This window comes from Polynucleobacter sp. JS-JIR-II-c23 (assembly GCF_035011225.1).
Lineage (GTDB): Bacteria > Pseudomonadota > Gammaproteobacteria > Burkholderiales > Burkholderiaceae > Polynucleobacter.
Genome location: NZ_JAYGQT010000001.1, coordinates 806,978 through 831,144, shown reverse-complemented (window position 1 = coordinate 831,144; position 24,167 = coordinate 806,978). Strand labels below are relative to the sequence as shown.

General features: G+C 45.3%; 28 protein-coding genes. 14 read left to right on the top strand and 14 right to left on the bottom strand.

Annotated features, from left to right (window positions below):
• Positions 1-73 precede the first annotated feature (73 nt).
• The 4 genes from VC159_RS04335 (at position 74) to VC159_RS04320 (ending at position 4,048) form a co-directional block, all read left to right on the top strand.
• Complete coding sequence (locus VC159_RS04335) at positions 74-1,009, top strand: 3-hydroxyacyl-CoA dehydrogenase family protein (RefSeq protein WP_323472847.1); 936 nt, start codon at positions 74-76, stop codon at positions 1,007-1,009.
• 135 nt (positions 1,010-1,144) lie between these two features.
• Positions 1,145-2,692 carry an altronate dehydratase family protein gene (locus VC159_RS04330; protein WP_323472846.1) on the top strand — a complete coding sequence of 516 codons (1,548 nt, stop codon included), beginning with the start codon at positions 1,145-1,147 and terminating at the stop codon, positions 2,690-2,692.
• 61 nt (positions 2,693-2,753) lie between these two features.
• Positions 2,754-3,734 carry a DnaJ C-terminal domain-containing protein gene (locus VC159_RS04325; protein WP_323472845.1) on the top strand — a complete coding sequence of 327 codons (981 nt, stop codon included), beginning with the start codon at positions 2,754-2,756 and terminating at the stop codon, positions 3,732-3,734.
• 5 nt (positions 3,735-3,739) lie between these two features.
• Positions 3,740-4,048: a chaperone modulator CbpM gene (locus VC159_RS04320; RefSeq protein ID WP_072583879.1), complete on the top strand. Its 309-nt coding sequence runs from the start codon at positions 3,740-3,742 to the stop codon at positions 4,046-4,048.
• Positions 4,049-4,057: 9 nt separating this feature from the next.
• Here VC159_RS04320 and VC159_RS04315 read toward each other — a convergent pair whose 3' ends face one another.
• Positions 4,058-5,992 (bottom strand): ATP-binding cassette domain-containing protein, encoded by a 1,935-nt coding sequence (locus VC159_RS04315; RefSeq protein ID WP_323472844.1) that lies wholly within the window; start codon positions 5,990-5,992, stop codon positions 4,058-4,060.
• Positions 5,993-6,059: 67 nt separating this feature from the next.
• Here VC159_RS04315 and VC159_RS04310 point away from each other — a divergent pair, with 67 nt between their 5' ends.
• Entirely contained in the window at positions 6,060-6,656 is a 597-nt protein-coding gene (locus tag VC159_RS04310; protein WP_323472843.1) for an ATP-binding protein, read from the top strand.
• 61 nt (positions 6,657-6,717) lie between these two features.
• Here VC159_RS04310 and VC159_RS04305 read toward each other — a convergent pair whose 3' ends face one another.
• The 3 genes from VC159_RS04305 to VC159_RS04295 all read right to left on the bottom strand — a co-directional run bounded on the left by VC159_RS04305 (position 6,718) and on the right by VC159_RS04295 (position 10,570).
• Positions 6,718-7,353: an OmpW/AlkL family protein gene (locus tag VC159_RS04305; protein WP_323472842.1), complete on the bottom strand. Its 636-nt coding sequence runs from the start codon at positions 7,351-7,353 to the stop codon at positions 6,718-6,720.
• Positions 7,354-7,522: 169 nt separating this feature from the next.
• Positions 7,523-8,938: an oxygen-independent coproporphyrinogen III oxidase gene (gene hemN, locus VC159_RS04300; RefSeq protein ID WP_323472841.1), complete on the bottom strand. Its 1,416-nt coding sequence runs from the start codon at positions 8,936-8,938 to the stop codon at positions 7,523-7,525.
• An 18-nt stretch (positions 8,939-8,956) separates the two neighbouring features.
• The gene (locus VC159_RS04295) at positions 8,957-10,570 is read right to left on the bottom strand and encodes an NAD(P)/FAD-dependent oxidoreductase (RefSeq protein ID WP_323472840.1); all 1,614 of its coding nucleotides are present in this window, start codon (positions 10,568-10,570) and stop codon (positions 8,957-8,959) included.
• A 120-nt stretch (positions 10,571-10,690) separates the two neighbouring features.
• Here VC159_RS04295 and VC159_RS04290 point away from each other — a divergent pair, with 120 nt between their 5' ends.
• Positions 10,691-11,236: a YaeQ family protein gene (locus VC159_RS04290; protein ID WP_215357255.1), complete on the top strand. Its 546-nt coding sequence runs from the start codon at positions 10,691-10,693 to the stop codon at positions 11,234-11,236.
• 9 nt (positions 11,237-11,245) lie between these two features.
• The gene (locus VC159_RS04285) at positions 11,246-11,662 is read left to right on the top strand and encodes a putative toxin-antitoxin system toxin component, PIN family (RefSeq protein ID WP_323472839.1); all 417 of its coding nucleotides are present in this window, start codon (positions 11,246-11,248) and stop codon (positions 11,660-11,662) included.
• On the opposite strand, the gene VC159_RS04280 is transcribed toward VC159_RS04285, so the two are convergent.
• Complete coding sequence (locus VC159_RS04280; protein WP_323472838.1) at positions 11,657-12,655, bottom strand: LLM class flavin-dependent oxidoreductase; 999 nt, start codon at positions 12,653-12,655, stop codon at positions 11,657-11,659. The two genes, VC159_RS04285 and VC159_RS04280, sit on opposite strands and share 6 nt — an antisense overlap.
• Before the next feature lie 33 nt (positions 12,656-12,688).
• On the opposite strand from VC159_RS04280, the gene VC159_RS04275 reads away from it, so the two are divergent.
• The 3 genes from VC159_RS04275 to VC159_RS04265 are packed head-to-tail and all read left to right on the top strand — an operon-like array spanning position 12,689 to position 13,532.
• Positions 12,689-12,910: a hypothetical protein gene (locus VC159_RS04275; protein WP_215320193.1), complete on the top strand. Its 222-nt coding sequence runs from the start codon at positions 12,689-12,691 to the stop codon at positions 12,908-12,910.
• 10 nt (positions 12,911-12,920) lie between these two features.
• Positions 12,921-13,124, top strand: a complete 204-nt coding sequence (locus VC159_RS04270; protein WP_323472837.1) for a SlyX family protein — start codon at positions 12,921-12,923, stop codon at positions 13,122-13,124.
• Positions 13,125-13,184: 60 nt separating this feature from the next.
• Positions 13,185-13,532: a phage holin family protein gene (locus VC159_RS04265; protein WP_072583858.1), complete on the top strand. Its 348-nt coding sequence runs from the start codon at positions 13,185-13,187 to the stop codon at positions 13,530-13,532.
• Between the two features lie 27 nt (positions 13,533-13,559).
• Here VC159_RS04265 and VC159_RS04260 read toward each other — a convergent pair whose 3' ends face one another.
• Entirely contained in the window at positions 13,560-15,359 is a 1,800-nt protein-coding gene (locus VC159_RS04260) for an AsmA family protein (protein ID WP_323472836.1), read from the bottom strand.
• Between the two features lie 66 nt (positions 15,360-15,425).
• Here VC159_RS04260 and VC159_RS04255 point away from each other — a divergent pair, with 66 nt between their 5' ends.
• Positions 15,426-15,770: a zinc ribbon domain-containing protein YjdM gene (locus VC159_RS04255; protein WP_323472835.1), complete on the top strand. Its 345-nt coding sequence runs from the start codon at positions 15,426-15,428 to the stop codon at positions 15,768-15,770.
• Positions 15,771-15,833: 63 nt separating this feature from the next.
• On the opposite strand, the gene VC159_RS04250 is transcribed toward VC159_RS04255, so the two are convergent.
• Positions 15,834-16,049, bottom strand: coding sequence for a YdcH family protein (locus VC159_RS04250; RefSeq protein WP_215320203.1), 216 nt, complete (start codon positions 16,047-16,049; stop codon positions 15,834-15,836).
• A 217-nt stretch (positions 16,050-16,266) separates the two neighbouring features.
• Between VC159_RS04250 and VC159_RS04245 the strand changes: the two genes are divergently transcribed.
• Positions 16,267-17,145 (top strand): hypothetical protein, encoded by an 879-nt coding sequence (locus tag VC159_RS04245; RefSeq protein WP_323472834.1) that lies wholly within the window; start codon positions 16,267-16,269, stop codon positions 17,143-17,145.
• A gap of 32 nt (positions 17,146-17,177) precedes the next feature.
• Here VC159_RS04245 and VC159_RS04240 read toward each other — a convergent pair whose 3' ends face one another.
• The 6 genes from VC159_RS04240 to VC159_RS04215 form a co-directional block, all read right to left on the bottom strand.
• Positions 17,178-17,435, bottom strand: coding sequence for a hypothetical protein (locus VC159_RS04240; RefSeq protein ID WP_323472833.1), 258 nt, complete (start codon positions 17,433-17,435; stop codon positions 17,178-17,180).
• 56 nt (positions 17,436-17,491) lie between these two features.
• Positions 17,492-17,890, bottom strand: coding sequence for a hypothetical protein (locus VC159_RS04235; RefSeq protein WP_323472832.1), 399 nt, complete (start codon positions 17,888-17,890; stop codon positions 17,492-17,494).
• Positions 17,891-18,003: 113 nt separating this feature from the next.
• The gene (locus VC159_RS04230; protein ID WP_323472831.1) at positions 18,004-20,067 is read right to left on the bottom strand and encodes a hypothetical protein; all 2,064 of its coding nucleotides are present in this window, start codon (positions 20,065-20,067) and stop codon (positions 18,004-18,006) included.
• 117 nt (positions 20,068-20,184) lie between these two features.
• Complete coding sequence (gene arsB, locus VC159_RS04225) at positions 20,185-21,228, bottom strand: ACR3 family arsenite efflux transporter (protein WP_323472830.1); 1,044 nt, start codon at positions 21,226-21,228, stop codon at positions 20,185-20,187.
• Positions 21,225-21,704 carry an arsenate reductase ArsC gene (locus tag VC159_RS04220; RefSeq protein WP_215357270.1) on the bottom strand — a complete coding sequence of 160 codons (480 nt, stop codon included), beginning with the start codon at positions 21,702-21,704 and terminating at the stop codon, positions 21,225-21,227. The genes arsB and VC159_RS04220 overlap by 4 nt, the downstream gene beginning before the upstream one ends.
• Positions 21,701-22,030: a metalloregulator ArsR/SmtB family transcription factor gene (locus VC159_RS04215; protein ID WP_323472829.1), complete on the bottom strand. Its 330-nt coding sequence runs from the start codon at positions 22,028-22,030 to the stop codon at positions 21,701-21,703. Before VC159_RS04215 ends, VC159_RS04220 begins: the two co-directional genes overlap by 4 nt.
• Before the next feature lie 160 nt (positions 22,031-22,190).
• Here VC159_RS04215 and VC159_RS04210 point away from each other — a divergent pair, with 160 nt between their 5' ends.
• Complete coding sequence (locus tag VC159_RS04210; protein WP_323472828.1) at positions 22,191-22,466, top strand: serine/threonine protein kinase; 276 nt, start codon at positions 22,191-22,193, stop codon at positions 22,464-22,466.
• Positions 22,466-23,239: a polyphosphate kinase 2 gene (gene ppk2, locus VC159_RS04205; RefSeq protein WP_323472827.1), complete on the top strand. Its 774-nt coding sequence runs from the start codon at positions 22,466-22,468 to the stop codon at positions 23,237-23,239. Before VC159_RS04210 ends, ppk2 (VC159_RS04205) begins: the two co-directional genes overlap by 1 nt.
• A 4-nt stretch (positions 23,240-23,243) precedes the next feature.
• Here ppk2 (VC159_RS04205) and ppk2 (VC159_RS04200) read toward each other — a convergent pair whose 3' ends face one another.
• Positions 23,244-24,149 carry a polyphosphate kinase 2 gene (gene ppk2 / locus VC159_RS04200; protein WP_215361402.1) on the bottom strand — a complete coding sequence of 302 codons (906 nt, stop codon included), beginning with the start codon at positions 24,147-24,149 and terminating at the stop codon, positions 23,244-23,246.
• Positions 24,150-24,167 lie beyond the last annotated feature (18 nt).

Here is a 24,167-nt window from a genome sequence, read left to right as displayed (position 1 = left end):
GATAACCTAAGGTAATTATTGATCAGCAATGATCTTGCCCTATTTATTACTTAACCGTATAGGTTTAAAAAATATGAAATCTGTAGCTGTTATTGGAACTGGAATCATGGGTGCTGGCATTGCAGCCGGCTTTATTGCCCAAAACATACCCGTAGTCATTCTGGGGAGATCAAAAGACAAGGCTGACGCCTGCTTAGATAAAGCTATCAGCCTTGCCAAAAAAATAGGTATGGTTGGAGACAACGCCACTAAAGATGACGCTGACATTAAGAAGCAGCAATTCATTGGCGTCCTAGAGGATTGGCAGGACTGGAATCAATTCTCCTGGGTGATTGAGACTGTTGCCGAGAACTTAGAACTAAAACAAAAAGTTTTCCAACACCTTGATCAAGTGGTGCCAGTAGATATTCCTATTGGCAGCAACAGCTCAGGCTTCCCCATCAGCAAAATTGCAGAAGGCCTCAAAACTGCAAACCGTATGATGGGTGCGCACTATTTCATGCCTGCAGAAGTTGTTCCCCTCGTTGAAATTGTTATGGGACAAAAAACAGAACTCACATATGCGGAGCAAGCTTGCGAACTGTATAGGGCTATCGAAAAGAAGCCAGTCTTGGTAAAGAAGGATATTCCCGGATTTTTAGCGAACCGCATTCAACACGCCTTGATGAGAGAAGCGCTCTCGCTCGTACAAGAAGGAATTGCTACGCCAGCTGATATTGATGATGCCGTGAGGTATAGCTTTGGCTTCCGTTACGCCGCTGTAGGCCCAATGACACAGAAGGAAATTTCAGGCTGGGATGGAATGGCGAATGCCGCTAAGGAAATTTATCCTTCACTTTCCAATATCACTGACCTGCCTCCAAAAGTAGTTCAACTCATGGCCGATGGGAAAACAGGCATGAAAGCTGGGGAGGGATTTAGAAAGTGGACTCCGGAAGAAATCAAAACTGTTTCCGACTCATACTCCCGTAGACTGAAAGCTGCTTTTGACGTTCTTAATATTGAATGATTGAGAAACCATGAGCGCCATCACCCCAAAATACCAAGGGGAATATATTAAGTCCGAAGCTGCTAAGTGGGCCCCTATTGTTAAAAAATCTGGCGCAACTGCTGAATAAATAAACTATTGAATCGAAAGAAACCTATGATTGAAATCTCTGAAAAAAAACTGGCTGGCCCTATTATTCGCCTGCATCCTAATGACAATATTGTGGTTGCCAGGGTTGATATTGGCATTGGCGCTGAAGTCCCTAGCGAGAATTTTACAAGCCGAAGCCAAGTACCTGCAGGCTACAAAATCGCTGCCAAGAGGATTCTCAAGGGTGAACCCATTCTGAAATACAACGTGACGGTAGGCTTTGCGAATACCGATATTGATGCTGGCACTATGGTACATAGTCACAATACTGAGTTTCGTGAGTTTGATCGCGACTATGCTTATGCGAGCGAATATAAACCTACTGAACTCTTACCAGAATCAGAGCGCGCGTCCTTCCAAGGTTATCTCAGACCCAATGGCAAAGTAGGCACACGTAATTTCATTGGTATTCTTTCTACGGTTAACTGCTCTGCAACCGTTGTCAATAAAATTGCGGATTGGTTTACCCCAGAGCGACTCAAAGAGTTTCCCAATGTCGATGGCGTAGTAGCGTTTAGCCACGACATCGGTTGCGGCATGGAAATGAGTGGCGAACCTATGGAATTACTGCGCAGAACTATGGCGGGTTATGCCCGTCACCCTAATCTTGCAGCTGCACTGATTGTTGGACTTGGCTGCGAACGCAATCAACTTAAAGGCTTGATGGAGCAGGAAGATCTCAGCACCGGCACAAACCTACATACTTTCATCATGCAGGAATCTGGGGGCACGCGTAAGACCATTGAGGCTGGTATTGAGGCAGTAAAAGCCTTACTTCCGGAAGCAAACAAAGCAAAACGGGAAACAGTGTCCGCAAGTCACCTAACTGTTGGTTTGCAATGTGGTGGTTCGGATGGCTTTTCATCAATTACAGCCAATCCTGCACTAGGTGCCGCGATTGATATTTTGTCGCGTCATGGTGGCACTGGAATTCTTTCAGAAACACCAGAAATCTATGGCGTGGAACATACTCTCACCCGCCGTGCTGTTAGCAAAGAAGTGGGCGAAAAACTCATTAAGCGAATTCGCTGGTGGAAGGATGAATACTCTGTTGGTAGAGATGTGCAAATTAACGGGCAAGTAAGTCCCGGCAATCAAATTGGTGGTTTAGCGAATATTTTTGAGAAGTCCCTAGGCTCCTCCATGAAGGGTGGCACTGGTCCTCTAATGGAAGTCTATAAGTACGCAGAGCCAGTGAGTACTAAAGGCTTTGTATTTATGGATACCCCGGGATTTGATCCCGTATCCGCCACCGGTCAGATCGCTGGCGGCGCTAATCTGATTGCCTTTACCACCGGCCGTGGATCCATGTTCGGCTCTAAGCCTGCTCCCTGCATCAAACTGGCCACCAATACACCAATGTATCAGCGCCTTACTGAAGATATGGACATTAATTGCGGTGAGATTTTGGATGGCACTGTCTCCGTTCAGGAGATGGGTCAGCGGATATTTGAGCTATTCCTGCGTACTGCTTCCGGGGAGGCCTCCAAAAGCGAACTTCTTGGCCTGGGAGACTATGAATTTGTTCCATGGCAAATTGGGGTAATGAGCTAAGAGAACTGTAGAATCAATCCTATTAGCTTAACCCAGACAGAAACCAAACTGAAACAGGCTTATGAAATTTAGGGACTACTACGAAACTCTTGGCGTTGCTCGTGGCGCCACTGAAGCTGAAATCAAATCAGCCTATCGCAAGATGGCACGTAAGTTCCATCCAGATGTGAATAAAGAAGCTGGTGCTGAAGAGCAGTTCAAACAAATCGGTGAAGCGTATGCCGTTTTAAAAGACACTGAGAAACGTGCAGCCTACGATCGCTTTGGTGAGAACTGGAAAAGCGGTCAAGACTTTACCCCTCCCCCAAATTGGAATGAAGGCTTTGAATATTCTGATGACGGCTTTGGCGGTAGTCATCCAGGATATGGTGGCGGTTTTGAAGGTGATCAAAGCGAGTTTTTTGAATCCCTTTTCGGAAGAGGCAAACATCGCCAAGGTGGTCGTGGTGGCAATCCTCGCCAGGGTATGAATTTCAAAGGCCAAGATCATCACGCCAAAATTTTGATTGATCTCGCTGATGCATATAACGGAGCTAAGCGCACTATTGCATTGCATATGCCCGTGCAAGATGCGAGTGGCCACGTCAGCACCCAAGAACGCAAGTTAGATGTCAGCATTCCTAAAGGCATTAAGGCTGGCCAAAATTTGCGACTCTCCGGACAAGGTGGTCCTGGTGTTGGCGAGGGCCCTGCTGGTGACCTCTATCTCGAAATTGAATTTCATCCTAACGCTATTTATCGCGTAGAAGGCAAAGATGTCTTCATCGATATTCCTTTGGCACCATGGGAAGCGGCACTCGGTACTACCGTCAACGTCCCCACTCCTGCAGGCAGCACTTTAGAATTGAAGATCCCCGCAGGAACTGTTGCTGGTCGAAAGATGCGCCTTAAAGGTAAAGGCATACCAAGTTCAGAGCCAGGCGATTTATATGCGGTACCTTCTATCGCCTTGCCTCCTGCTGATACTGAATCACAAAAAGAAGCTTATCAAGCCTTTGAGAAGGCTTTTGATTTCAACCCTAGAACACACTTGAAGGGATGATTGATATGACACAAACTAATATCACTTGGATTGAAGGTGCTGTTGTGGAGAATGAGGTGCACATGACCATTGTGGAGCTCTCCCATGCATCCCGCACACCAGAAGATCTCATCATGACTTGGGTGTCCGAAGGTGTTTTAAGTCCAGCTGGCTCTTCACCTCAGGATTGGCGCTTTAGTGGCGACTCTTTGCGAAGAGCAAAAACCGCAGCACACCTCACCCATGATCTTGAATTAAATGTGCCTGGGGTTGCCTTGGCGCTAGACCTGCTTGATGAAATCGCCCAGTTGCGCGCTCGTTTACCGCGCGACTAGGCTATAGCACTAAGACTCTGAACGACTCAATAGCTGTTCCCAGCGTTGCAGCTTTTGATCTAAGTCAGCAGTGATTTCACTCAAGCGCGCTTGCATGCTCGCTGCCAACTCAGGTTCATTTTTATAGAGATCGGGATTGCTCATGGCAATACCAATATCAGCTTGCTCAGTTTCCAATGTCTCGATCTGTAATGGCAAAACTTCCAGTTCTTGGCGCTCTTTGCCATTGAGTTTCTGAACTCCACTTTTGGCTACAGGCTTAACTTCTGTCTTAACTTCTACCTTTGCCTCTGCTTTGACCTCAACCTTATCCACAGTGTTTGTGTTGGTATTGCCATTGGCAGCACGAATTTTGTCTGAGCGCGCTTTCTGGATTTTCCAATCCTCATAACCCCCTTCGTACTCACGCCAGAAGCCATCACCCTCGTTGGCAATAATGCTAGTGACGACGTTATCTAGGAAGTAACGATCATGACTGACCAAGAAGACCGTGCCCTTATAGTCTTGCAAGAGTTGCTCAAGCAAATCTAAAGTATCAATATCTAAATCGTTAGTAGGTTCATCCAAGACCAAGACGTTTGCAGGCCGCGCAAATAGACGTGCTAGCAATAAACGATTACGCTCACCGCCCGACAAAGTACTTACCGGGGAATTGGTTCTCTCTGGAGCAAATAAGAAATCGCTCAGGTAACTCTTAACGTGCTTTTTATTTCCATTGATTTCAATCCACTCACTCCCTGGGCTAATGTAATCTTCCAGCGAAGCATTCAGATCTAAACCTTCACGCATTTGGTCAAAGTAAGCCACTTCAATACGCGTACCCATAGTTGCAGTACCAGAGTCTGGCGCAATAGCTCCCAAAATCAATTTCAGCAAAGTTGTTTTGCCTGCACCATTAGGACCCAGCAAACCAACCTTATCACCGCGCAAAATCGTTGCCGTGAAGTCTTTCACAATCGGACGATCATAGGTTTTGCTAACGTTTTGAAGATCAGCCACAATCTTGCCGCTTCGATCTCCAGCAGAAACAGCCAACTTCACCTGCCCCATCGCATCTCTGCGTTCGGCACGGCTACTCCGTAATTTTTCTAAACGGGCAATTCGGGCAACGCTTCGAGTGCGGCGTGCCTCAACCCCTTTACGAATCCAGACCTCTTCTTGCGCCAATAATTTATCGGCACGAGCATTAGCCAAGGATTCAGAATTCAGTTCTTGTTCTTTTAAAACTTCATATTGCGTAAAGTTACCAGGGTAACTGCGCAAAATACCGCGATCGAGCTCAACAATCTGGGTGCAGACGTTATCCAAGAAGGCGCGATCATGGGTAATCAAAATTACTGAGCCTTGATACTCTTTTAGCAATTCCTCTAACCATGCAATCGAATCTAAATCCAAATGGTTGGTTGGCTCATCAAGTAGGAGTACGTCAGGCATCTCAACTAAAGCACGCGCTAAGGCAACCCGTTTCTTAGTACCGCCAGAAAGTGTATTGATTTTGAGATCAGCCTCTAAGTGCAAACGATCTAATGTTTCATAAACACGTTGCTCCCAATTCCAACCACTCAAAGCCTCTAATTGCGACTGCACTTCGTCAAGACGATCATGGGAAGCATCATCCCACTCACCAACGCTGAGAGCCTCGTATTCCTCGCGCAAGGCCTTAGCTTGAGCAACGCCTTTGGATACCGCCTCGAAGACAGTCTCTTCTGCCTCAAATATAGGCTCTTGAGGAACATAAGCAATTCTGAGACCTTGCTGATATTGCAACAGGCCATCATCCATTTTTTCTATACCGGCCAATATCTTCAACAAGGAAGATTTACCAGTGCCATTGCGGCCAATTAAGCCAACACGTTCACCGGATTCCAGTGAAAAAGCGGTGTTTGCGAGGAGGTCAACGTGGCCAAAAGCCAGTTTTGCATCAGTGAGTACGATTAAAGCCATGGCGACATTATCGTCACTTCCCTAAAAGAGGAGATATTTCTACTTATTTCTGCGAGACTAGCTACTTATGGTCTGTAAATTAACCCCCTCCGCGCCCCGCCTGATCCTCTTTGCAGGACATGCCGGCACCGGAAAGTCGACTTTAGCCAAAAAAGCGTTACCGCTGTTGATCGAGAAAACCGGGGAAGATTTTTTCTTTTTAGATAAAGACACCGTGTATGGCCGCTTCAGCGCCCATGTCATGGGCCTCACTACTCAGAACCCCAATGACCGTGATAGCCCCTTCTACCTTGAGAATCTCCGCGACTGGGAGTACCAAGGATTAATTGATATCGCTAGAGAAAATTTACTCCTGGGCATCAATGTCATTTTGGTTGGGCCATTCTCGAAGGAGATTCAGAGCGGCCAGATGTTTGATGCGCAGAAATTGGGGGTGCCCCCACAGACCTCTATTCAGGTTGCTTGGATTGACCTAGAGGAGTCTGAAGCCAAAAAGCGGATGGAGAAACGAGCTGACCCAAGAGACGAATGGAAGCTTGCTCACTGGGATCAATATGCTAAGCGGAGAATAGAGCCGCCAGACCACGCTAAATTGCATCGGTTTAATAATTTCACCTTTAATGAAGGGGGGTTTGAAAAACTCGTCGATGACTTATCCCGGTAATTTTGAGACAAAAAAATAGAGCCCCTAAGGAGCCCTATCTCAAGACCCAAGTACTGAATTCTTAGAACTTGTAAGTTACGCCAACTGCTGGCATCCACGGGTTCAATGTCAACTTGCCAGATGCACCGGCAAGCGCTCCGCTACCAGTTACATTGGTACTCATAGTTGCATATTTCACATCAACGTTTAAACCCCAATTTCTATCCAACATGTAATCCATGCCAACTTGACCAACAAAACCAACGCTTGACTGATCAACTTGTACCTGATTTCCGAGCGCAGGGAAATTTTGACGATTTCCAAAGATGGTGTAATTGATACCAGCGCCAACATAAGGTTTAAAAGCACCTAAATCAGTAAAGTGGTATTGAGCTAAAAGTGATGGCGGCAAAGCTGTAATCTTACCGGCGTTGGCATTACCTGGGCCATAAGTAATATTCACCTGTTGCGGCCATGTCAACACTAACTCAGCAGCAATATTTTTTGTGAAAAAGTAAGAAACATCAAACTCAGGAATAACTTGATTTTTAGCTTTTACGTTTGCGGCTTGAACCAAACCAGACTGTCCATTTTGCCAAAGCAAGTCGACCGCACGGACACGCAACATCCATGGATTTTCTTCAGCTTGAGCTTGAGCCGCGATTGGGGCTAAGGATGCTACTGCAGCCATTGCTGCTACGAGTGACTTAATACGCATGATGGTTTCCCTTTTTGTTATCAATTTCGATGTAACCATTTTCGAATTGATGAAGGGGGTGCAATTTGATGTAAATCAAATTGACTGAGACTCGAGATTTTTTATTGGCTTAAAAGCAACAGAGTTTTTGGGCTTATTTGATCTAGATCAAATTACCTCAGACTTACCCTTACAGAACCTTGGAATAGGTCCCTTTGGCTTGAGATTCTCTGAGGTGCCGATCAAAAGTCATAGCTACACGCCTAGCGAGGAGACGGCCCTTGGTGGGAACCAGGATACTTTCACCCTCCCAGCTGAGGAGACCAGCCTCCTCTAGACTCTTGAGTTCTTCTATTTCCGTCTTAAAGTAATTTGAGAATTCAATTTGATGTGATGTTGCAAAAGCTTTGGTGTCTAGGGCAAATTGGCACATCAACTCACCAATTAACTCACGGCGCATCAGATCGTCTTCATCAAGACGCAAACCTCGGAGTACCGGTAAGTGACCTACATTTAATGCCTCGTAATATTCATCCAAAGTGCGCACATTCTGAGAGTAGCAATCATCCACTTTACCGATTGAAGAAATTCCAAATGCCAGAAGATCGCATTCTGCCTGGGTAGAGTAACCCTGAAAGTTGCGATGCAGCCTGCCTTCTTTTTGGGCTATAGCCAACTCATCATCTGGTTTAGCGAAATGGTCCATGCCAATAAAGACATACCCTGCCTCACCTAAGCGTGCAATGGTATTGGAGAGAATATCCAGCCTATCTGCTGCCGCAGGCAAGTCAGCTTCAGCAATGCGCCGTTGCGGCTTAAAGATATGCGGCAAATGTGCATAGTTGTAGACGGATAGGCGATCTGGATTCATTGCCAATACTGCATCGACTGTTTCCTTGAAAGTCTCTGGCGTTTGCTTTGGTAGACCATAGATCAAGTCAACGCTTCTGGATTTAAACCCATACTTTCTGGACCAATCCATGACTGCTTGGGTTTCCTCAATAGTCTGCACACGATGTACTGCCTCTTGGACGGCCAAATTAAAGTCTTGCACGCCCAAGCTAATACGGTTAAAGCCTAGATCGGCCAAGAGTGCAATATCTTGCTCAGTAACACGGCGCGGATCAATCTCAATTGAATACTCACCGCCAGGCAGTAGCTCAAAATGCTCGCGAGTGTGCTGCATCAACTCGGTCATCTCTTCATGCGATAGAAAAGTAGGCGTGCCACCACCCCAATGCAATTGTGTAACGGGAATCTTTTTCTGAGCACCCATGGCTTTAGTAACCATGGCCATTTCTTTAGCGAGATATTTAATGTATTTGGCGCTACGCCCATGATCCTTGGTGATGATCTTGTTGCAGCCACAGTAATAACAAATATTGGGACAAAATGGTAAGTGGAAATATAAGGACAGCGGCTCATTAGCTTTGGCCACCCTGCTGAGTGCACCCAAATAGTCAGCCTCAGAAAAGTCCCCATGAAATCGATCAGCACTGGGGTAGGACGTATAACGCGGCCCATTGATATCAAACTTTTTCAACAGCTCCGGATGAAAAAGTACTTCTTTTTCTTCGGCTGATGAATGAGTTACTACAGGGTTCATAGGATTCTTATGAGGTATTTACTTTGACAGATAGTCTAACGCCACTGCTTCTGCTACTTTAATCCCATCAACTCCTGCAGACAAGATTCCACCCGCGTAACCGGCGCCCTCGCCTGCTGGGTAAAGACCTTTAATGTTCAGACTCTGATAGTTCGCGCCTCGAGTAATTCGCAAAGGGGAAGAAGTGCGCGTCTCCACACCAGTTAAAACAGCATCTTTCATAGAGAAGCCTTTAATTTGCTTCTCAAAAGCAGGAATCGCTTCACGAATCGCCTCAATGGCATAAGCAGGCAAGCTTTCTGCCAGATCCGTTAAATGAACTCCGGGCTTGTATGACGGCATGACGCTACCGAACTGAGTTGAAGGCTTGCCTTCTAAAAAGTCACCAATCAGCTGGCCCGGCGCTTCATAAGTTCTACCACCCAATTCAAAAGCCTTTGATTCAATAGCGCGCTGAAACTCAATACCTGCCAATGGGCCACCCGGGTAATCTTCTGGCGTAATGCCAACGACGATGCCCGCATTGGCATTTCGTTCGTTACGAGAATATTGGCTCATGCCATTGGTAACCACACGATTCGGTTCGGAGGTGGCGGCGACTACTGTCCCACCAGGGCACATGCAAAAACTATAGACGGAACGACCATTTTTGGCGTGATGGACTAATTTGTAATCTGCCGCACCAATTAACTCATTACCCGCGTGAGGACCCAGACGTGCTTTATCGATTAGTGATTGGGGGTGCTCAATCCGAAAGCCAACAGAAAAGGGTTTAGCTTCCATGAAGACGCCAGCATGATGCAAGGCCTCAAATGTGTCACGCGCACTATGTCCAAGCGCCAAGATGACGTGGTTAGCAGGCAGATCTGCCTGCCCCTCAATCTTGACCCCGGTAATTTGCTCATTTTCAATATCAAAGCCAATTACCTTTTGCGAGAACCGAATCTCACCGCCTAAGTCAATAATTTCTTGGCGCATCTTCTCTACCACGCCAACTAGGCGGAAGGTGCCGATATGCGGCTTAGCTACATAGGTAATTTCTGCGGGAGCGCCGGCTTTTACAAATTCGTGAATAACCTTGCGTCCATAAAACTTAGGATCTTTGATCTGGCTGTACAACTTGCCATCTGAAAACGTACCAGCCCCGCCCTCCCCAAACTGCACATTGGATTCTGGATTTAAAACATTCTTACGCCACAAGCCCCAGGTATCCTGAGTGCGCTCACGAACTTTCTTGCCACGCTCAAGAACGATAGGCTTAAATCCCATTTGCGCTAACACTAGAGCAGCAAAAATACCGCATGGGCCAAATCCAATGACTACTGGGCGCAGCTCTTTGCCAGAGTCTATAGTTTCAGGGGCTTTTGCTACAAAGTGGTAGCTCGTATCCGGGGATGGTCTTACATGAATATCTCCAGAAAATTGCTTCAGAAGAACATCTTCATGCTTTGCAGATAAATCAACCGTATAGATAAATGAGAGAGCGACGTTCTTTCGAGCATCGTAACTACGCTTAAAGACCTCAAATCGTATTAAGTCTTTAGCGTCTAAATTGAGACGCTTCAATATCGCCTTCTCCAAAGCTTCTGGAGCATGGTCAATTGGCAGACGTAATTCAGTAATACGGATCATGGGTTTTACGGTACACAGTAATTTGAGGCATTTCCAGGCTCATCAGGAGCCCCAAGCCAAATAATACTGGTTATGAGCTCACTCAGGCCAGGAGTTGGTTCATAAAGGCGATAATAGGTCATGGCTCTACGCGCAACTATCCACAAAGCCGACCTTCATGTCGCAGATTCTGACCGCCACTACTATGGCAGTCATTCATTAACTATTGCTAAGCACCCTTCTGAGACTGAGCAGCGGATGATGATCCGCATCATTGCCTTTGCATTGCAGGCAAATGAGGATCTAGTGTTTACAAAAGGTTTGAGTGATACCGATGAACCCGACCTGTGGATTAAAGATCTTACCGACGCAATTAAGTTGTGGATTGAAATCGGCCAACCAGACGAGCGTCGTATTCTGAAAGCCTGTGGTCGTTCTGATCAAGTGATTGTCTATTGCTACGGCGGACATACCAGCAAAATCTGGTGGGATGGCATTGCCAACAAACTCACTCGTGCTCGTAATTTACAAATAGTCTCTATACCAGCAGAACAAGCGGAAGAGCTGAACAAGTTGGTTGAGCGCAGCATGGTGATCCATGTCAATGTTCAAGATGGTGAAGCTTACGTCTCCTCTGATAAAGGGCAGGTCACCATTACTCCAGAGATTTGGCGCAACAATCAATAGGCCTTAGAGATGAAGGTAGTAGTTTTCGATACCAATGTCTTGCTAGATCTTTTTGTCTTTAATGACTTTAGAGCGCTTCATTTAAAGCAAGCGCTGATCGAAGGCAAAATAGATGCACTCGCAACTCCAAATACTTTAGAAGAATTTGCTGATGTGATTGCTCGCCCCCTGTTTTCGCTCGATGAAGTGCAACAAGAGCAAATTCGCCAGCAATGGCATGGTTTAGCAAGAATCATGGATGATAAAAACTTAGCCAAAGCCCCCTGGATATGCCAAGACCTAGATGACCAAGTGTTTTTAGACCTTGCTTACACTGCAAAGCCCTGCATCTTAATCAGCAAAGACAATGCAGTGCTGCGATATGCGAATCAGGCTGCAAAAGAACAAGTATTGATTACCGCAGATTACAACGCAGCGATCTTATAGGCTTTGTGCGACTTGTGCGGCAATCTCAAATGATCGGAGACGAGCCTGATGATCGAAAATTTGTCCAGTCAAGATGATTTCGTTTGCGCCAGTAAGATCCAACCAACGACGCATCCCCTTCTTTACTGTCTCCAGCGAACCAACTACTGAAACCTGCAAGGTATGATCTGCCGCTGCTAGTTCATGAGGCTCACAAAATTCATTCATGTCAGCAATTGGGGGTGGTAATTGTCCGCGAGTATTGCGCCGCATTCTGACAACATTTTGTTGCAGAGTAGTAAATAGATGTTGAGCTTCTTCATCGGTATCCGCAGCAACTACATTCATCACAAATGCTGAGTAGGGTTTATCTTGTTGTGCAGATGGCTTAAAGAGCTCGCGATAAATCTTCATTGCCTCTAAAAGTTGCTCTGGCGCAAAGTGAGAAGCGAAGGCATAAGGTAAGCCAAAGTGAGCGGCTAATTGAGCCCCATACAAACTAGAGCCTAAAATCCAGATAGGAACATTGCTACCCACTCCTGGTATCGCCTTTACAGATTGCCCTTCTTGTAACGGGCCAAAATAATGCTGTAACTCACGGACATCCTGCGGGAAGCGATCATCACTCCCCAATAAGTCCCTACGCAATGCCCTGGCGGTCATTTGGTCGGTACCGGGTGCACGACCCAAGCCAAGCTCAATTCTTCCCGGGTATAAAGCTTCTAGGGTGCCAAATTGCTCAGCAATCACCAAGGGAGCATGATTTGGCAACATGACGCCACCAGAGCCCACTCGGATATGAGAGGTGCCAGCTGCGATATAACCAATCAAGACTGCGGTTGCAGAACTCGCATTGCCCGTCATATTGTGATGCTCCGCCACCCAGTAGCGGGTATAGCCCCATTTTTCGGCATGCCTTGCCACATCCAAGGAGTTGCGCAGTGCATCGGCAGCAGTAAAACCCTGGGGAATCGGAGATATATCTAGAATGGAGTATGGGATGGAATTTGCCATCGCTAGATCATACCGAGAAAGTGCATTGTTGACATGAGTAAACCCAAAATGGCCGATCCTGACGATGGCCTCTTTAAGCCAGGCAGTAGATTGCGCCACATTAAGACTGGTGGATTTTATAAGGTGGTCTTCTTGGCTAACGTAGAGGCAAATCTGGAGCCAGCATATGTTTACGAATCCATGCAATCGCATGATTTTTGGATTAGACCCAAAGCAGAAATGGAAGATGGGCGCTTTGAGCTTATCTCAGAATAGAAAGTAAGTTATGTCAGAAGAACGCATCACTAATCTAGAAATCAAATTGAGCTTTACAGAAGACTTAATTGAGAAACTCAATGAGACCGTCTACAAACAACAACAGCAAATCGAATTTCTGTATCGCGAACTCAAGGCCATCAAAGAACAAGCCAGCAGCAGCGGCGGCGGTGGCGGCGCAAGTTCTCAGGATGAAATCCCCCCGCACTATTAATCAACTGCTAATATAGCCATTAGGCATAAACCCCTTACAACACCAGCAAAGGAATCATCCATGAGTAACTTAACTCTATTTCTAGTCCAGTGGGGCTTAACTTCTTTATCCCTTTGGGTTGCCAGTTATATTTTTAGTGGCTTGCGCTTTGCGGATGGTGGCTCATTATTAATTGCTGCCCTCCTATTAGGATTTGCCAATGCGATCGTTAAGCCTTTGCTCGTTCTTTTCACGCTGCCATTAACAGTAGTTACTATGGGCCTCTTCTTGCTCGTGATTAATGCTTTGGTATTGATGCTGGTTTCTGCAGTAGTCAGTGGTTTTACGATCTCTAGTTTCTGGACCGCATTTTTTGCCAGCATCTTTATTTCTTTGTTCAGTCTCTTTGTTAGCGGCTTAGTTTTTTAAGAGGCTGATTTATGAGCTTAGCTAGGCTTACTTGCTAGCGGGATAGATATCAGACCAAGAGTGCAGCGCTGTTTTACATGGCTGCGACTTGGTCGCCAATGATTTAGCATTCTCCGCTGCGATACTAATACCGCCAGTTAAGAAACCTAGTCCAATGGAGACGGCGCTATTCACCACCCCCGCCTTATTCACTCCAGTTTGCGGGTTTTGTAATGTTCCCTCAATCTTTACAAGTCCGGCCAGATTCAAGCCCGTTGTAAGGCCTGATTTTTCTCTTGGATTAATGCTGATATTGAGAGCCTCGTCGGCAAGATTGATCGTGCCCGCCAAGGTGATATCAAGACGATCAGTCTCAATGCCAACTGAATTCTGAATATTTACCATCCCGCTATTGATGGGTAAGTAGGCAACAGCACAATTCAAAGTAGTTTGATTGGATTTCTTATACATCGGATTGATTGCATCTATTACAGTGATGACAAAGTCCCCGCCTTTATTGATGAACTTCGAATCTAATTTACTTTGCCCCACTGAAACCTGAATAGCCCCATTGGCTCGACTAACCATTTGATGTGGGCTCAAACCACTTCCCTGAAAGTTCCAAGCCACTTTTGTATCGCCACCAGAAACTCTAGCGCTTGAATCGGTGACGGCAATAATTTGCTCTAAGGTAAAGTCCTTAGCAATACCCTTCACAGAAATCTTAGGCGCAGGGCTGGTGAACTGAGTAATGGAAAGTTGCGCTTGGGCACTTCCCTTGCCTACATTAAAGCTGACATCGCTCGCATCAATCCTGTCTTTCTGAAATTGGAGTGTCGTTTTAAAGTTAGTAAACGGCGCCTGATGCGGAATCCCAAGCTCAGCAATATTAATGTTGACCGAGCCATCAGCTAAAGGCAAAAGATCAAAAGGCAGCGCGTCATCGGAGAATAAATACTTTCCTTGGGCTTTATGAGTGGATGCCGTGGAAGTTTTTCCAGCTGATCCAGCAATTGCAACAGAACCCGCTAAGGGTGCTAAATCAAAGGATTTTGAATTGAGGTTGATATTGAATTTTGGCAATAGATCTGGCTTCTTATCAATGTCGCCCGTAATTGCAAGCGACTTACCGTTTAAGGTTAGAACTAAATCGAGATCTAGGTTTACTGGAGATTGATTCCAAGCGAAGTAAGCATTACGTAATGAAGTTGTTTTACCCTTTAGATTCAGAGTGTAGTTAGCACGCTGAACATCCACCAGAATCGTAGACTTACCATCGCCACCGTCTAAAGAAAGTTTAGGAATGCTAATCGGACTAGCCGCTTTTTCTCCGTCTTGATAATTGATACGCGCATCTACGACATCAACAGCTTTAATGGAGACCAGGGCATTACTAGAAGAATCGCCAGTTGCAGACTGTGCTGCCGAGCCACTCGTAACTATCGTAGGTGGAGTGAGATTCCAATTGCCCTCCCCAGCTTTATTGGTTTGTAAGTTTGCCTCTAACCCTCTTATACCGATTCTGCTGATTTCAACACTACCTTTCAGAAGTGGAAGTATTCTAATATCTAATTCAATATGCTTGAATACAAACATATCAGGATTGCTTGCCCATGAGGCATTGCTCAAAGACACCTGTTCGGCTTTTACGCTAATTGATGGGAAAAGACTCAGACTTACTGGACCGGCGATTTTCAACTCACGCCCAGTAGCATCTTTGACCGAAGAACTTAGGAGCTTGGTTACCTGGGCAGGATTTATAAAAGATGATGCGTACCATGCGCCCAAACCTATTATGGCAAGACAGCCTATCAGAGCAATAAGGAAAATCTTCAGAGTTTTATTCACCTATCCATTCTAAATCGAGTGCTAGATAAGAGCCAAGACGCATCACCCCTAGATTAAAATGAGGCCATGAGCACAGATAATTTACCGAAGTGTCCTGCCTGCCAGGACGATATGACCTACCCCGATGGGGAAAATTACGTTTGCGCCCAGTGTGGCCATGAATGGCCTATGGCTGCTGCTGCAGAAGAGTCTGAGGCTGGGCTCATTGTGAAAGATGCCAATGGCAATCTCCTAGCAGATGGCGATACAGTCACCCTCATCAAAGACCTCAAGGTCAAAGGCTCTTCCACTACCCTGAAGGTTGGCACCAAGATTAAAGGGATTCGCTTGGTATCAGGTGATCATGAAGTCGACTGCAAAACAGAAGCAGGCAATATGCTACTCAAAGCCTGCTTCCTGAAAAAAGCCTAGAAGTATTTTGTATCTAGACTTTTCTAAATCAATGCTTGCTTAGTTAGTTAATTAGTTACTTAGCTAGTTACTAGCCTTCTTTAAGACGGCATAAATCTGGTCTTTTAAAAGGAGTTTTTCCTTTTTCAAGGTCTCGATTTCTTCTGGGGTACTTGGCTCTGAATGGGACTCCATTCTTTGGATCTTTTGATCTAAATTGTTGTGCTTATCAAATAAATGCGAGAAATGACGATCTGTCGTTTTCAGCTTGGTGATGAGTTCGCGATATTCAGGAAACATAGGCCCTCTTGATATTTAGGTTGCACAAAACTTCACGCTTTTAGTGTAGCAACCCTCCATTCCAAGAACAATGCCTTCTGCCATCTATTTATTTCATCCCTCCCCTTGTAATCCGCAGGACAAACCCCATATAGGAAAGGGCAATTCCCGAGGGAATTTGCAGTAATATCAGATAGTGCATCAAGCACGATAACTACCGAAAGAAGGGTAATAAACCATGGCTACAAAGAAGTCTCCAGCAAAAAAGAAAGTAGCCACCAAGGTGGTAAAAAAAGCCCCTGTTAAAAAAGCTGTCAAGAAAGTTGCCGCTAAGAAAGTAGCAAGTAAAAAGACGGTCAAAAAGGTAGTGAAAAAACCAGCAGCCAAGAAAGTGGCTGCAAAGAAGCCTGCTGCCAAAAAAGTAGCAGTTAAAAAATTAGTGGCAAAGAAACCTGCGGCCAAAAAGCCAGCAGCGAAGAAAGTTGCCAAGAAGACTACAAAACCTGCTTCATCTAAATCGCCTAAAGTAGACCAATATGGTCTTGAGCTAGATGATGAGTTTTACGGTCTGTATTTTGCAAAGTCTACCAACAAGGGATTGGTTGAAGTAAAACCCTGCACTTTCTCGCTGATGTATTGGTGGAAAGGCTTGCTTGGCTACCCTGACATGATCGAGATCTCCAAAGGAAGCAATGCTGCTATGTTGCAGTTTGAGTCCACGTTTGGTGGTGGCGATTCTGGTGAGACAGAGTTAACCGAAAAGGATGTGCTGGATATTGATCACATCATTGAAGTAGACGAAGAGGAAATGATGATCTCCCTCTACTCCTATGTGCCCATCCCAGTGCCCGAGAAATTGGTTGGGGCTTTGAGCCTAGCCGTTCTCAACATTAACCCAGAAACTCGCTATGGCAGCCTAGAAATCTGCCCAACCGAGAATGAAAATGGTGAAACTGAGCACTTCTTGCGTTACCGTGCTGCAACCTATTTGCGTGGCATCAAGTCTGGCAAAGTGGAGGCAATCGAAAGCATGGTTACCAATGGTTCTGAGTTCTTTGGTCTTGCTTTAGATGCGATGTGCGTCAATAAGTCGATTAAAAAGTGGTTGCTTAGCTAAGCACTAACGAATGGCGAATTAACTACTCGCCACTATCTGCAAAGATAGATATAAGTTAAGGGAAAACGGTCATTGACCGTTTTTCTGCTTTCTAGGATCGTTGCTGTTCTCTTGCCTAGTTTTTTGCACTCCTCCAACGCAACCTCCTGCGCTTCATTTTCTTTTGCATCTTTGGGCGCATGAACCCCAACCGTGCCATCTGATTGCTTGTACACACCAAACTGACTGACTGGTGTTGAGCAGGCCACTAACAGCAAGCCGAGAAAAACAACTAAGTAATGACGTACCATTTTCAATGCCGCCTAAAAGATGAGGGATAGATTGATTCTATCTTAGGGCGCCTGAATTACTGAGCCGCCCTGCCCCCAGGCCTATATTGGTCCATCACCGCATCTAGACTGTTATTGGTGATACTCGGATTTGCACGCTGGAGACAGCTTAAGAGAACTTGCTTATTGGCGTGCTTCTGATTGGAGCCCGGCAATGACCCTTGGGGCGCAGGATTGACATCATTAAAACAAGCTCTAAATTGGTCAGGCGTCACCCCAAGGCCACGACTAATTTGGTCAACAGGCCTATGAGGATCATCGCGCATCATGCCTCCTGGGCCACCTGGACCCCCTTGAGGTGGTCTGGGCATGCCCTGCTGCATTCCTTGAGGAGGCATCATTGGGGGTGGCATTTGTGCGAAAGCAATGCTAGAGAGTTCTGCGATTACTAATAAATAAATGGGGAGCTTTGTCATGAGTCAAACTTTTTATATTGGCATGCAAAAAAATAAAAAAGCCAGCTAGTCTTTGACTGGCTGGCTTTTATAAATCAACAACAACTTAAGCAAGTCCCATGCTCATTCTCGCATTAAGGATTGTTTGGGGTGATCACATTACCCGAACCAGAACTTGTTACATGAATCGGAAGTAATGTATTGGGAAATAGTCCTGCAACCAAATTACCTACAATAGAAAGTTTACCGTAACCAAAGTAATTTCCTTGAACGGTATTATTAAATGCAGTATCAGCAATAAGAACACCATCCCCTGTATTTCCGCTGATTACACTAGACATTGCAGTATATGAACTGGAAGGTGTATAGGCGATAACAGAGTTATTGTTACTTCCTCCGCCAATATAAATACCACCCAGTCCATTACCAAAAGCAGAAACCTGAGTGGTTCCAAGGCCAATTACAGAGTTAAATACAGTATTGTTATTTGCAGTACCGACAATTTCAATTCCGTATCTTGCGTTGCCAGAGAAGGTATTTTGTGGAATAACGGAATTGTTGTAACCACCGATAAAGTTTCCATGAGCAGTTCCTGCAATATAAACTCCACTACCACCGTTACCAGCCCCATTGGTGCCAGGTCCATTAGCAAGAGTACCCGTACCTTCAGTATTCAGACCAACCACGTTAGGATCGACCGTAACACCAGATGCATTCCCAGAAATCTCTATGCCATGATGCATATTTCCAGAGAATACGTTGGTGCGAACTAAATTGTTACCACCAGTAGAGTCAATCGTGATCCCGTTCCCACCATTCGGAGCGGCGCCCTGAAAGGCGTACAAACCACCAAAAGTATTAAAGGTGGTGAAGCCACTAGCCGTTCCTGAAACCTTAATACCATCCAGCGTATTGCCAGCCGAAACGTTACCAAGCGGGATTACACCGCCAACCTGGACGCCTGCAGAGCTGCCATCAACCAAGATGCCGTGGCCGCCATTTGGAACCATCGATGCATTGTTTGCACCAGCACCAAAAAAGTTAGCCTGGACCAAAATCGCATTGGAGTCGGCTATATGCAAACCATTGCCTCCATTGCCGCTCAATACGTTGTAATAAATAAATGGATTGTCTTCAAAAGTACAACCGATGAGTTGATTGTTATTCGCATTACGAATCAAGACACCATCTAAGGTGTTACTAACAGCTGCAGTACCAACATTATTGGTGCCGATAAAGTTTCCGCTTAATACCGTTAACTCTGAACCGCCATCAATTAAAACTCCGTTACGAGAATTCCCGGAAATCAGATTACCTAATGGGGGAGCAATAGAAACAATCGGAACTGTGCCCTTGTTACCCGTTGGATTATTAGTTTGCCCCGTAGCGGAATTGACATAAGCAGTACCGCCAATTGTGTTATCAACCGCATAATAAGTTACATAGATACCGTTGAACCCGTTAGCAATCCTAGCTGTACCTGCTGGATTGGTGCCAATGGCATTGGCCTGAATCTTGTTGCCTGCGCTGCCATAGATCTGGATACCATTCTGCGTATTACTGGAAATCACATTAGAGTAAAGACCAGAGATACTATTTGGGTTTGTACCAATAACGTTGTTAGTAGAAGAAGCGGAAATGTAAATGCCGTCTTTTGCATTGCCAGCAGCTGCACCACTTAAGTTAAGGCCAATATAGTTTCTTAATAAAACAATATTGCCGGCATTTAAGGTAATGCCATTTGAATTAGATCCAATGATTGACAAAGCATAAATACCGGAGCCTGCCGAGCCACTATTGAACGTAAAGCCAGAAGCAACGTTATTGAAGTTGACTGCAACCAATGGCGCAGTAGTAGTTTTGCCAGCCACGTAGCCAGGGGCAGTGCCGCCATCAATCAAAACCTTCTTTGTAATGGCAGGTAAATCACTTAAGAGAGTGATGGTGCCGCCTACAGAAAAAGTAATCCCTGAATATTGGGAGGTTGATGCACTATTTACTGCCGTAATCGCATCTCGCAAGGATCCAGCGCCAGAATCGTTGGTATTGCTCACAACGTAAAAGACGCTAGGGGTTGCAACAGAGGAACTACTACCGCTATCACTACCGCCACCACAGGCAGCTAAACCAAGCGTTACTAATGCCAAGAAACTGAGGGAAATATAACGCCAAAATTTTAGAGCGGTAGAGGTAGACATACGGATGACGCTTTCTGTAAATAGGGAATCTGATTCTACATTCTCCCTAGAGCTAATCTCCTCTATTTCGGCACAATTTTGAATATAAGCCCCCTTTGGAGGCCAAAGTCATAGGTTTTAGGCCTGAAAGAACTCGTCCTTAAGCCGTAAAGCAACCGATACCAGCCCAACCATGATCGGCACCTCCACCAGCGGGCCAATCACAGCAGCAAATGCCGCCCCAGAATTAATCCCAAAGACGGCAATGGCTACGGCAATAGCTAACTCGAAATTATTACTAGATGCCGTAAATGACAAAGTGCAGCAACGCTTATATTCAATACCCATTTTGATAGTGATAAAGAATGTCAGTAAGAACATCACCACAAAGAAGACTAACAATGGAATTGCGATGGTAACCACATCCATTGGCAACTGAAGAATTAACTTACCCTTCAAACTAAACATCACTACGATCGTGAAAAGCAAAGCAATTAAGGTGAGCTTGCCTATTCTGGGAACGAAAGTATTTTGATAAGACTCTCTCGACACAAATTTGAGGGCAATGTATCTCGTCAAGAATCCCGCAACACAAGGAACCCCTAGATAGATAGCAACTGTCTTAGCGATCTCACCAATGGTGATATTGACAACGGATCCTGCAAAGCCAAAATACGGCGGCAAGACAGTTAAGAAGAAATAGGCGTACACGCTAAAGAACAGCACCTGAAACACTGCGTTAAAAGCCACTAAGCCAGCCGCATATTCCGTAGAGCCTTTGGCAATATCGTTCCAGACAATCACCATTGCAATACAAGGCGCTATGCCAATCAAGATCAGCCCTGCCATGTATTCTGGTTGATTGGGAACAAAGAGGATAGCCAAGAAGAACATCAAGGTAGGCGCCACAATCCAATTGAGCAAGAATGCCAAACCAAAGATTCGCTTGTCTCTAAAGACATCAGGCAAGTCTTCGTACTTCACCTTCGCGAACGGTGGATACATCATCAATATCAATCCAATGGCCATTGGGATATTGGTAGTGCCCGATTGAAAGGAATTAATGAACCCCTCTACTCCAGGAACAAAATATCCCAAGCCAATACCTGCCGCCATGGCAGCAAAGATCCAAACAGTGAGATATCGATCTAAAAAGGAAAGTTTGCTGGTAACTGTACTCATGATTTAGTGTGAATTTCTTGAAGGCTGAGTGAGTTAAGTCGATCTAATGGCATATCCGCCAGAAGATCAATGCGTTTTTTTAAGCCAATCATGACTTCTTTAAATGCACGGCGTTTATCGTCATCCGTACCGGGCACTTGTGATGGATCCGGGAAGCCCCAATGGGCGGTAGCTGGCTTACCTGGCCAGAATGGGCAGACCTCTCCAGCAGCGTTATCACAAACCGTAATAATGAAATCCATCTTTGGAGCTTCTGGCAAACCAAACTCATCCCAGGACTTGGAGCGTAATTTAGATTCGTCGTAACCCATCTGCAAAGCCAACTCACGTGCAAATGGATTTACTGAAGTGCCTGGAGTGGATCCTGCTGAGTAGCCCACAAATTTGCCGCTGACATGAGTTGAAGCAAGCGCCTCCCCCAAAACAGACCGAGCAGAATTATGGGTACATAAGAAGAGAATATTGAACTGCTTCATTTAGCCTTCGCCTTTTTCAAGATTAATACTGGAGCGCATGATTTGCCACCACAGCAGTTTTCAAGCAAGAACCCGCTTAACTCTTGCACCAAGCCTGCATTGGGTCGATAGATGAGATTGCGGCTTTGACGCTCTACTGACAATAAGTCAGCGCCTACTAGCTCTTTCAGGTGAAAACTTAGTGTGGCGTTAGCAACCCCTAGCTTTTCAATCATCTCGCTAGGCGTTAATCCAGTATCACCACGCTGAACTATCAAGCGAAAAATATTCAAGCGGGTCTCTTGACCCAGGGCCAGGAATACTTTGATGGCATCAGTATTTTTCATATTTCCAATTGTATCGAAATATATATTTCATAATAGTGACAATCAATGTCACATAACTGACATATATGTGTCATATATGCTTGAAAATAGAGAAAATTAAACGTAGGATTGATTAAAGATACGCCAATACAACGAATTCACAATCAACCCAGGAATCAGCATGAGCCAAAAGAAATTAGTTAAGCAGCTATTAAAAAAGCTGGATAAATTAGAAACAGACAGAGAAAAGCTCATCGACAAGCTTGGAAAAGCATTGGATAAGTTAGATAAAAAAGTAGCCGCGAAGAAAACTCCGACCAAGAAAGCACCCACCAAAAAAGTTGCGGCTAAGAAAGTGCCTGCTAAGAAAGCAGCAGCGAAAAAGGTGGCAGCCAAAAAAGCTCCCGCTAAAAAGAAACCCGCTCCAAAGCCAGCCACCACAAATGAAGCAAGCTAATGGGTCAAAAAGGCAAAGATAAGCTAGAGCTATCTAGCTACGACGATCAGCTTCGCTTATTGCAGATTGAGTTGGTCAAGCTGCAAAATAGCCTGATCAGTAAAGGTGATCAAATACTGGTCATTCTTGAAGGTCGTGATACAGCAGGTAAGGATGGCACTATTAAAGTGATCACTCAACACTTAAGCCCCAGGGAAACTCGCGTGGTTGCCCTCGGAAAACCATCCGATACGGAATCTGCGGAATGGTACTTTCAGAGATATGTAGCCGAGCTTCCCAAAAAAGGTGAGTTTGTTCTCTTCAACCGCAGCTGGTACAACCGCGCCGGAGTTGAGGTGGTGATGAATTTCTGCACGAAGGAGCAGTACGCCAACTTCATGGGAACCGTAAATGAGCTCGAATCTATTCTGACCAGCTCTGGCATAACGATTCTCAAATACTATTTAGACATCTCAAAAAAGGAACAGGCTGTTCGTCTTGCAGATAGAGCTAAAGATCCACTCAAGCAATGGAAGATTAGCCCGATTGATCAGCAAGCGCAGAAAAACTGGGATGCCTATAGCAAGTGCAGAAATGACATGCTAGAAAAAACCAGCTCTAAAGATGCGCCCTGGATCGTTGTGAAGGCGAACGATAAAAAAGTTGCTCATCTTAATATGATTCAGGATCTTCTATCTCGAGTTTCATACCCAGGAAAAGATAAAGGCTTGCTGAAGGCTGATAAGGATGTCGTCTTCAAATGGGACGGCAAACTATCTAAGCTCGAAAAATAAGTCCTTAAAAAACCTCGGGAACATACATTTCAGGCGGTACTGGCCCTCGTAGGTAATCCGGGTTATGAACGCGTTTTGGCAAGGTAATCACTGGATGATCAATCTCTTTATACGGGATTTGGTCCAATAAATGCGTAATGCAATTTAGACGTGCTTTTTTCTTGTCATTGGCGGCAACTACCCACCAAGGCGCCTCAGGAATATGCGTACGTTCAAGCATGGTCTCCTTGGCCTTGGTATAGGCCTCCCACAACCTTCTTGCCTCTAAATCCATTGGACTTAACTTCCACTGCTTTAATGGATCGTGAATACGCATCATGAAGCGGTTGTACTGCTCGTCATCAGAAATGGAGAACCAATACTTAATCAAGATAACGCCTGAACTAATCATCATGCGCTCAAGATCAGGAACTGTTCTTAAAAATTCTTCATACTCTTCATCAGTACAGAAACCCATCACCTTTTCAACGCCAGCGCGGTTGTACCAGCTTCTATCAAATAGAACGATCTCGCCGCCAGCAGGTAACTGGGAAATATATCGTTGAAAGTACCACTGCGTCTTTTCGCGTTCGTTAGGTGCGGGCAAAGCAACTACTTTACAAACCCGGGGATTCAATCGCTGGGTAATGCGCTTAATCGCCCCACCCTTACCAGCAGAATCCCTTCCTTCAAATAGGACTGCTACCTTAAGCTTGTTCTCTACCACCCAGTCTTGAAGCTTTACTAACTCACCCTGGAGTCTAAAGAGTTCTCGGAAGTAAACGTTACGTGGAATTTGTGAATGGCTATCACCATCAGGAGATAGGCGGTCATCATCGAGCTCCATTTCAAGCTCTTCATCCATGCTGTCCAGAATCTCTTCTTGTGCACGGCGATACCACTCGGCCATTTCGTTATGTTTTGATGTCATATTGTTTCCCTAATAATA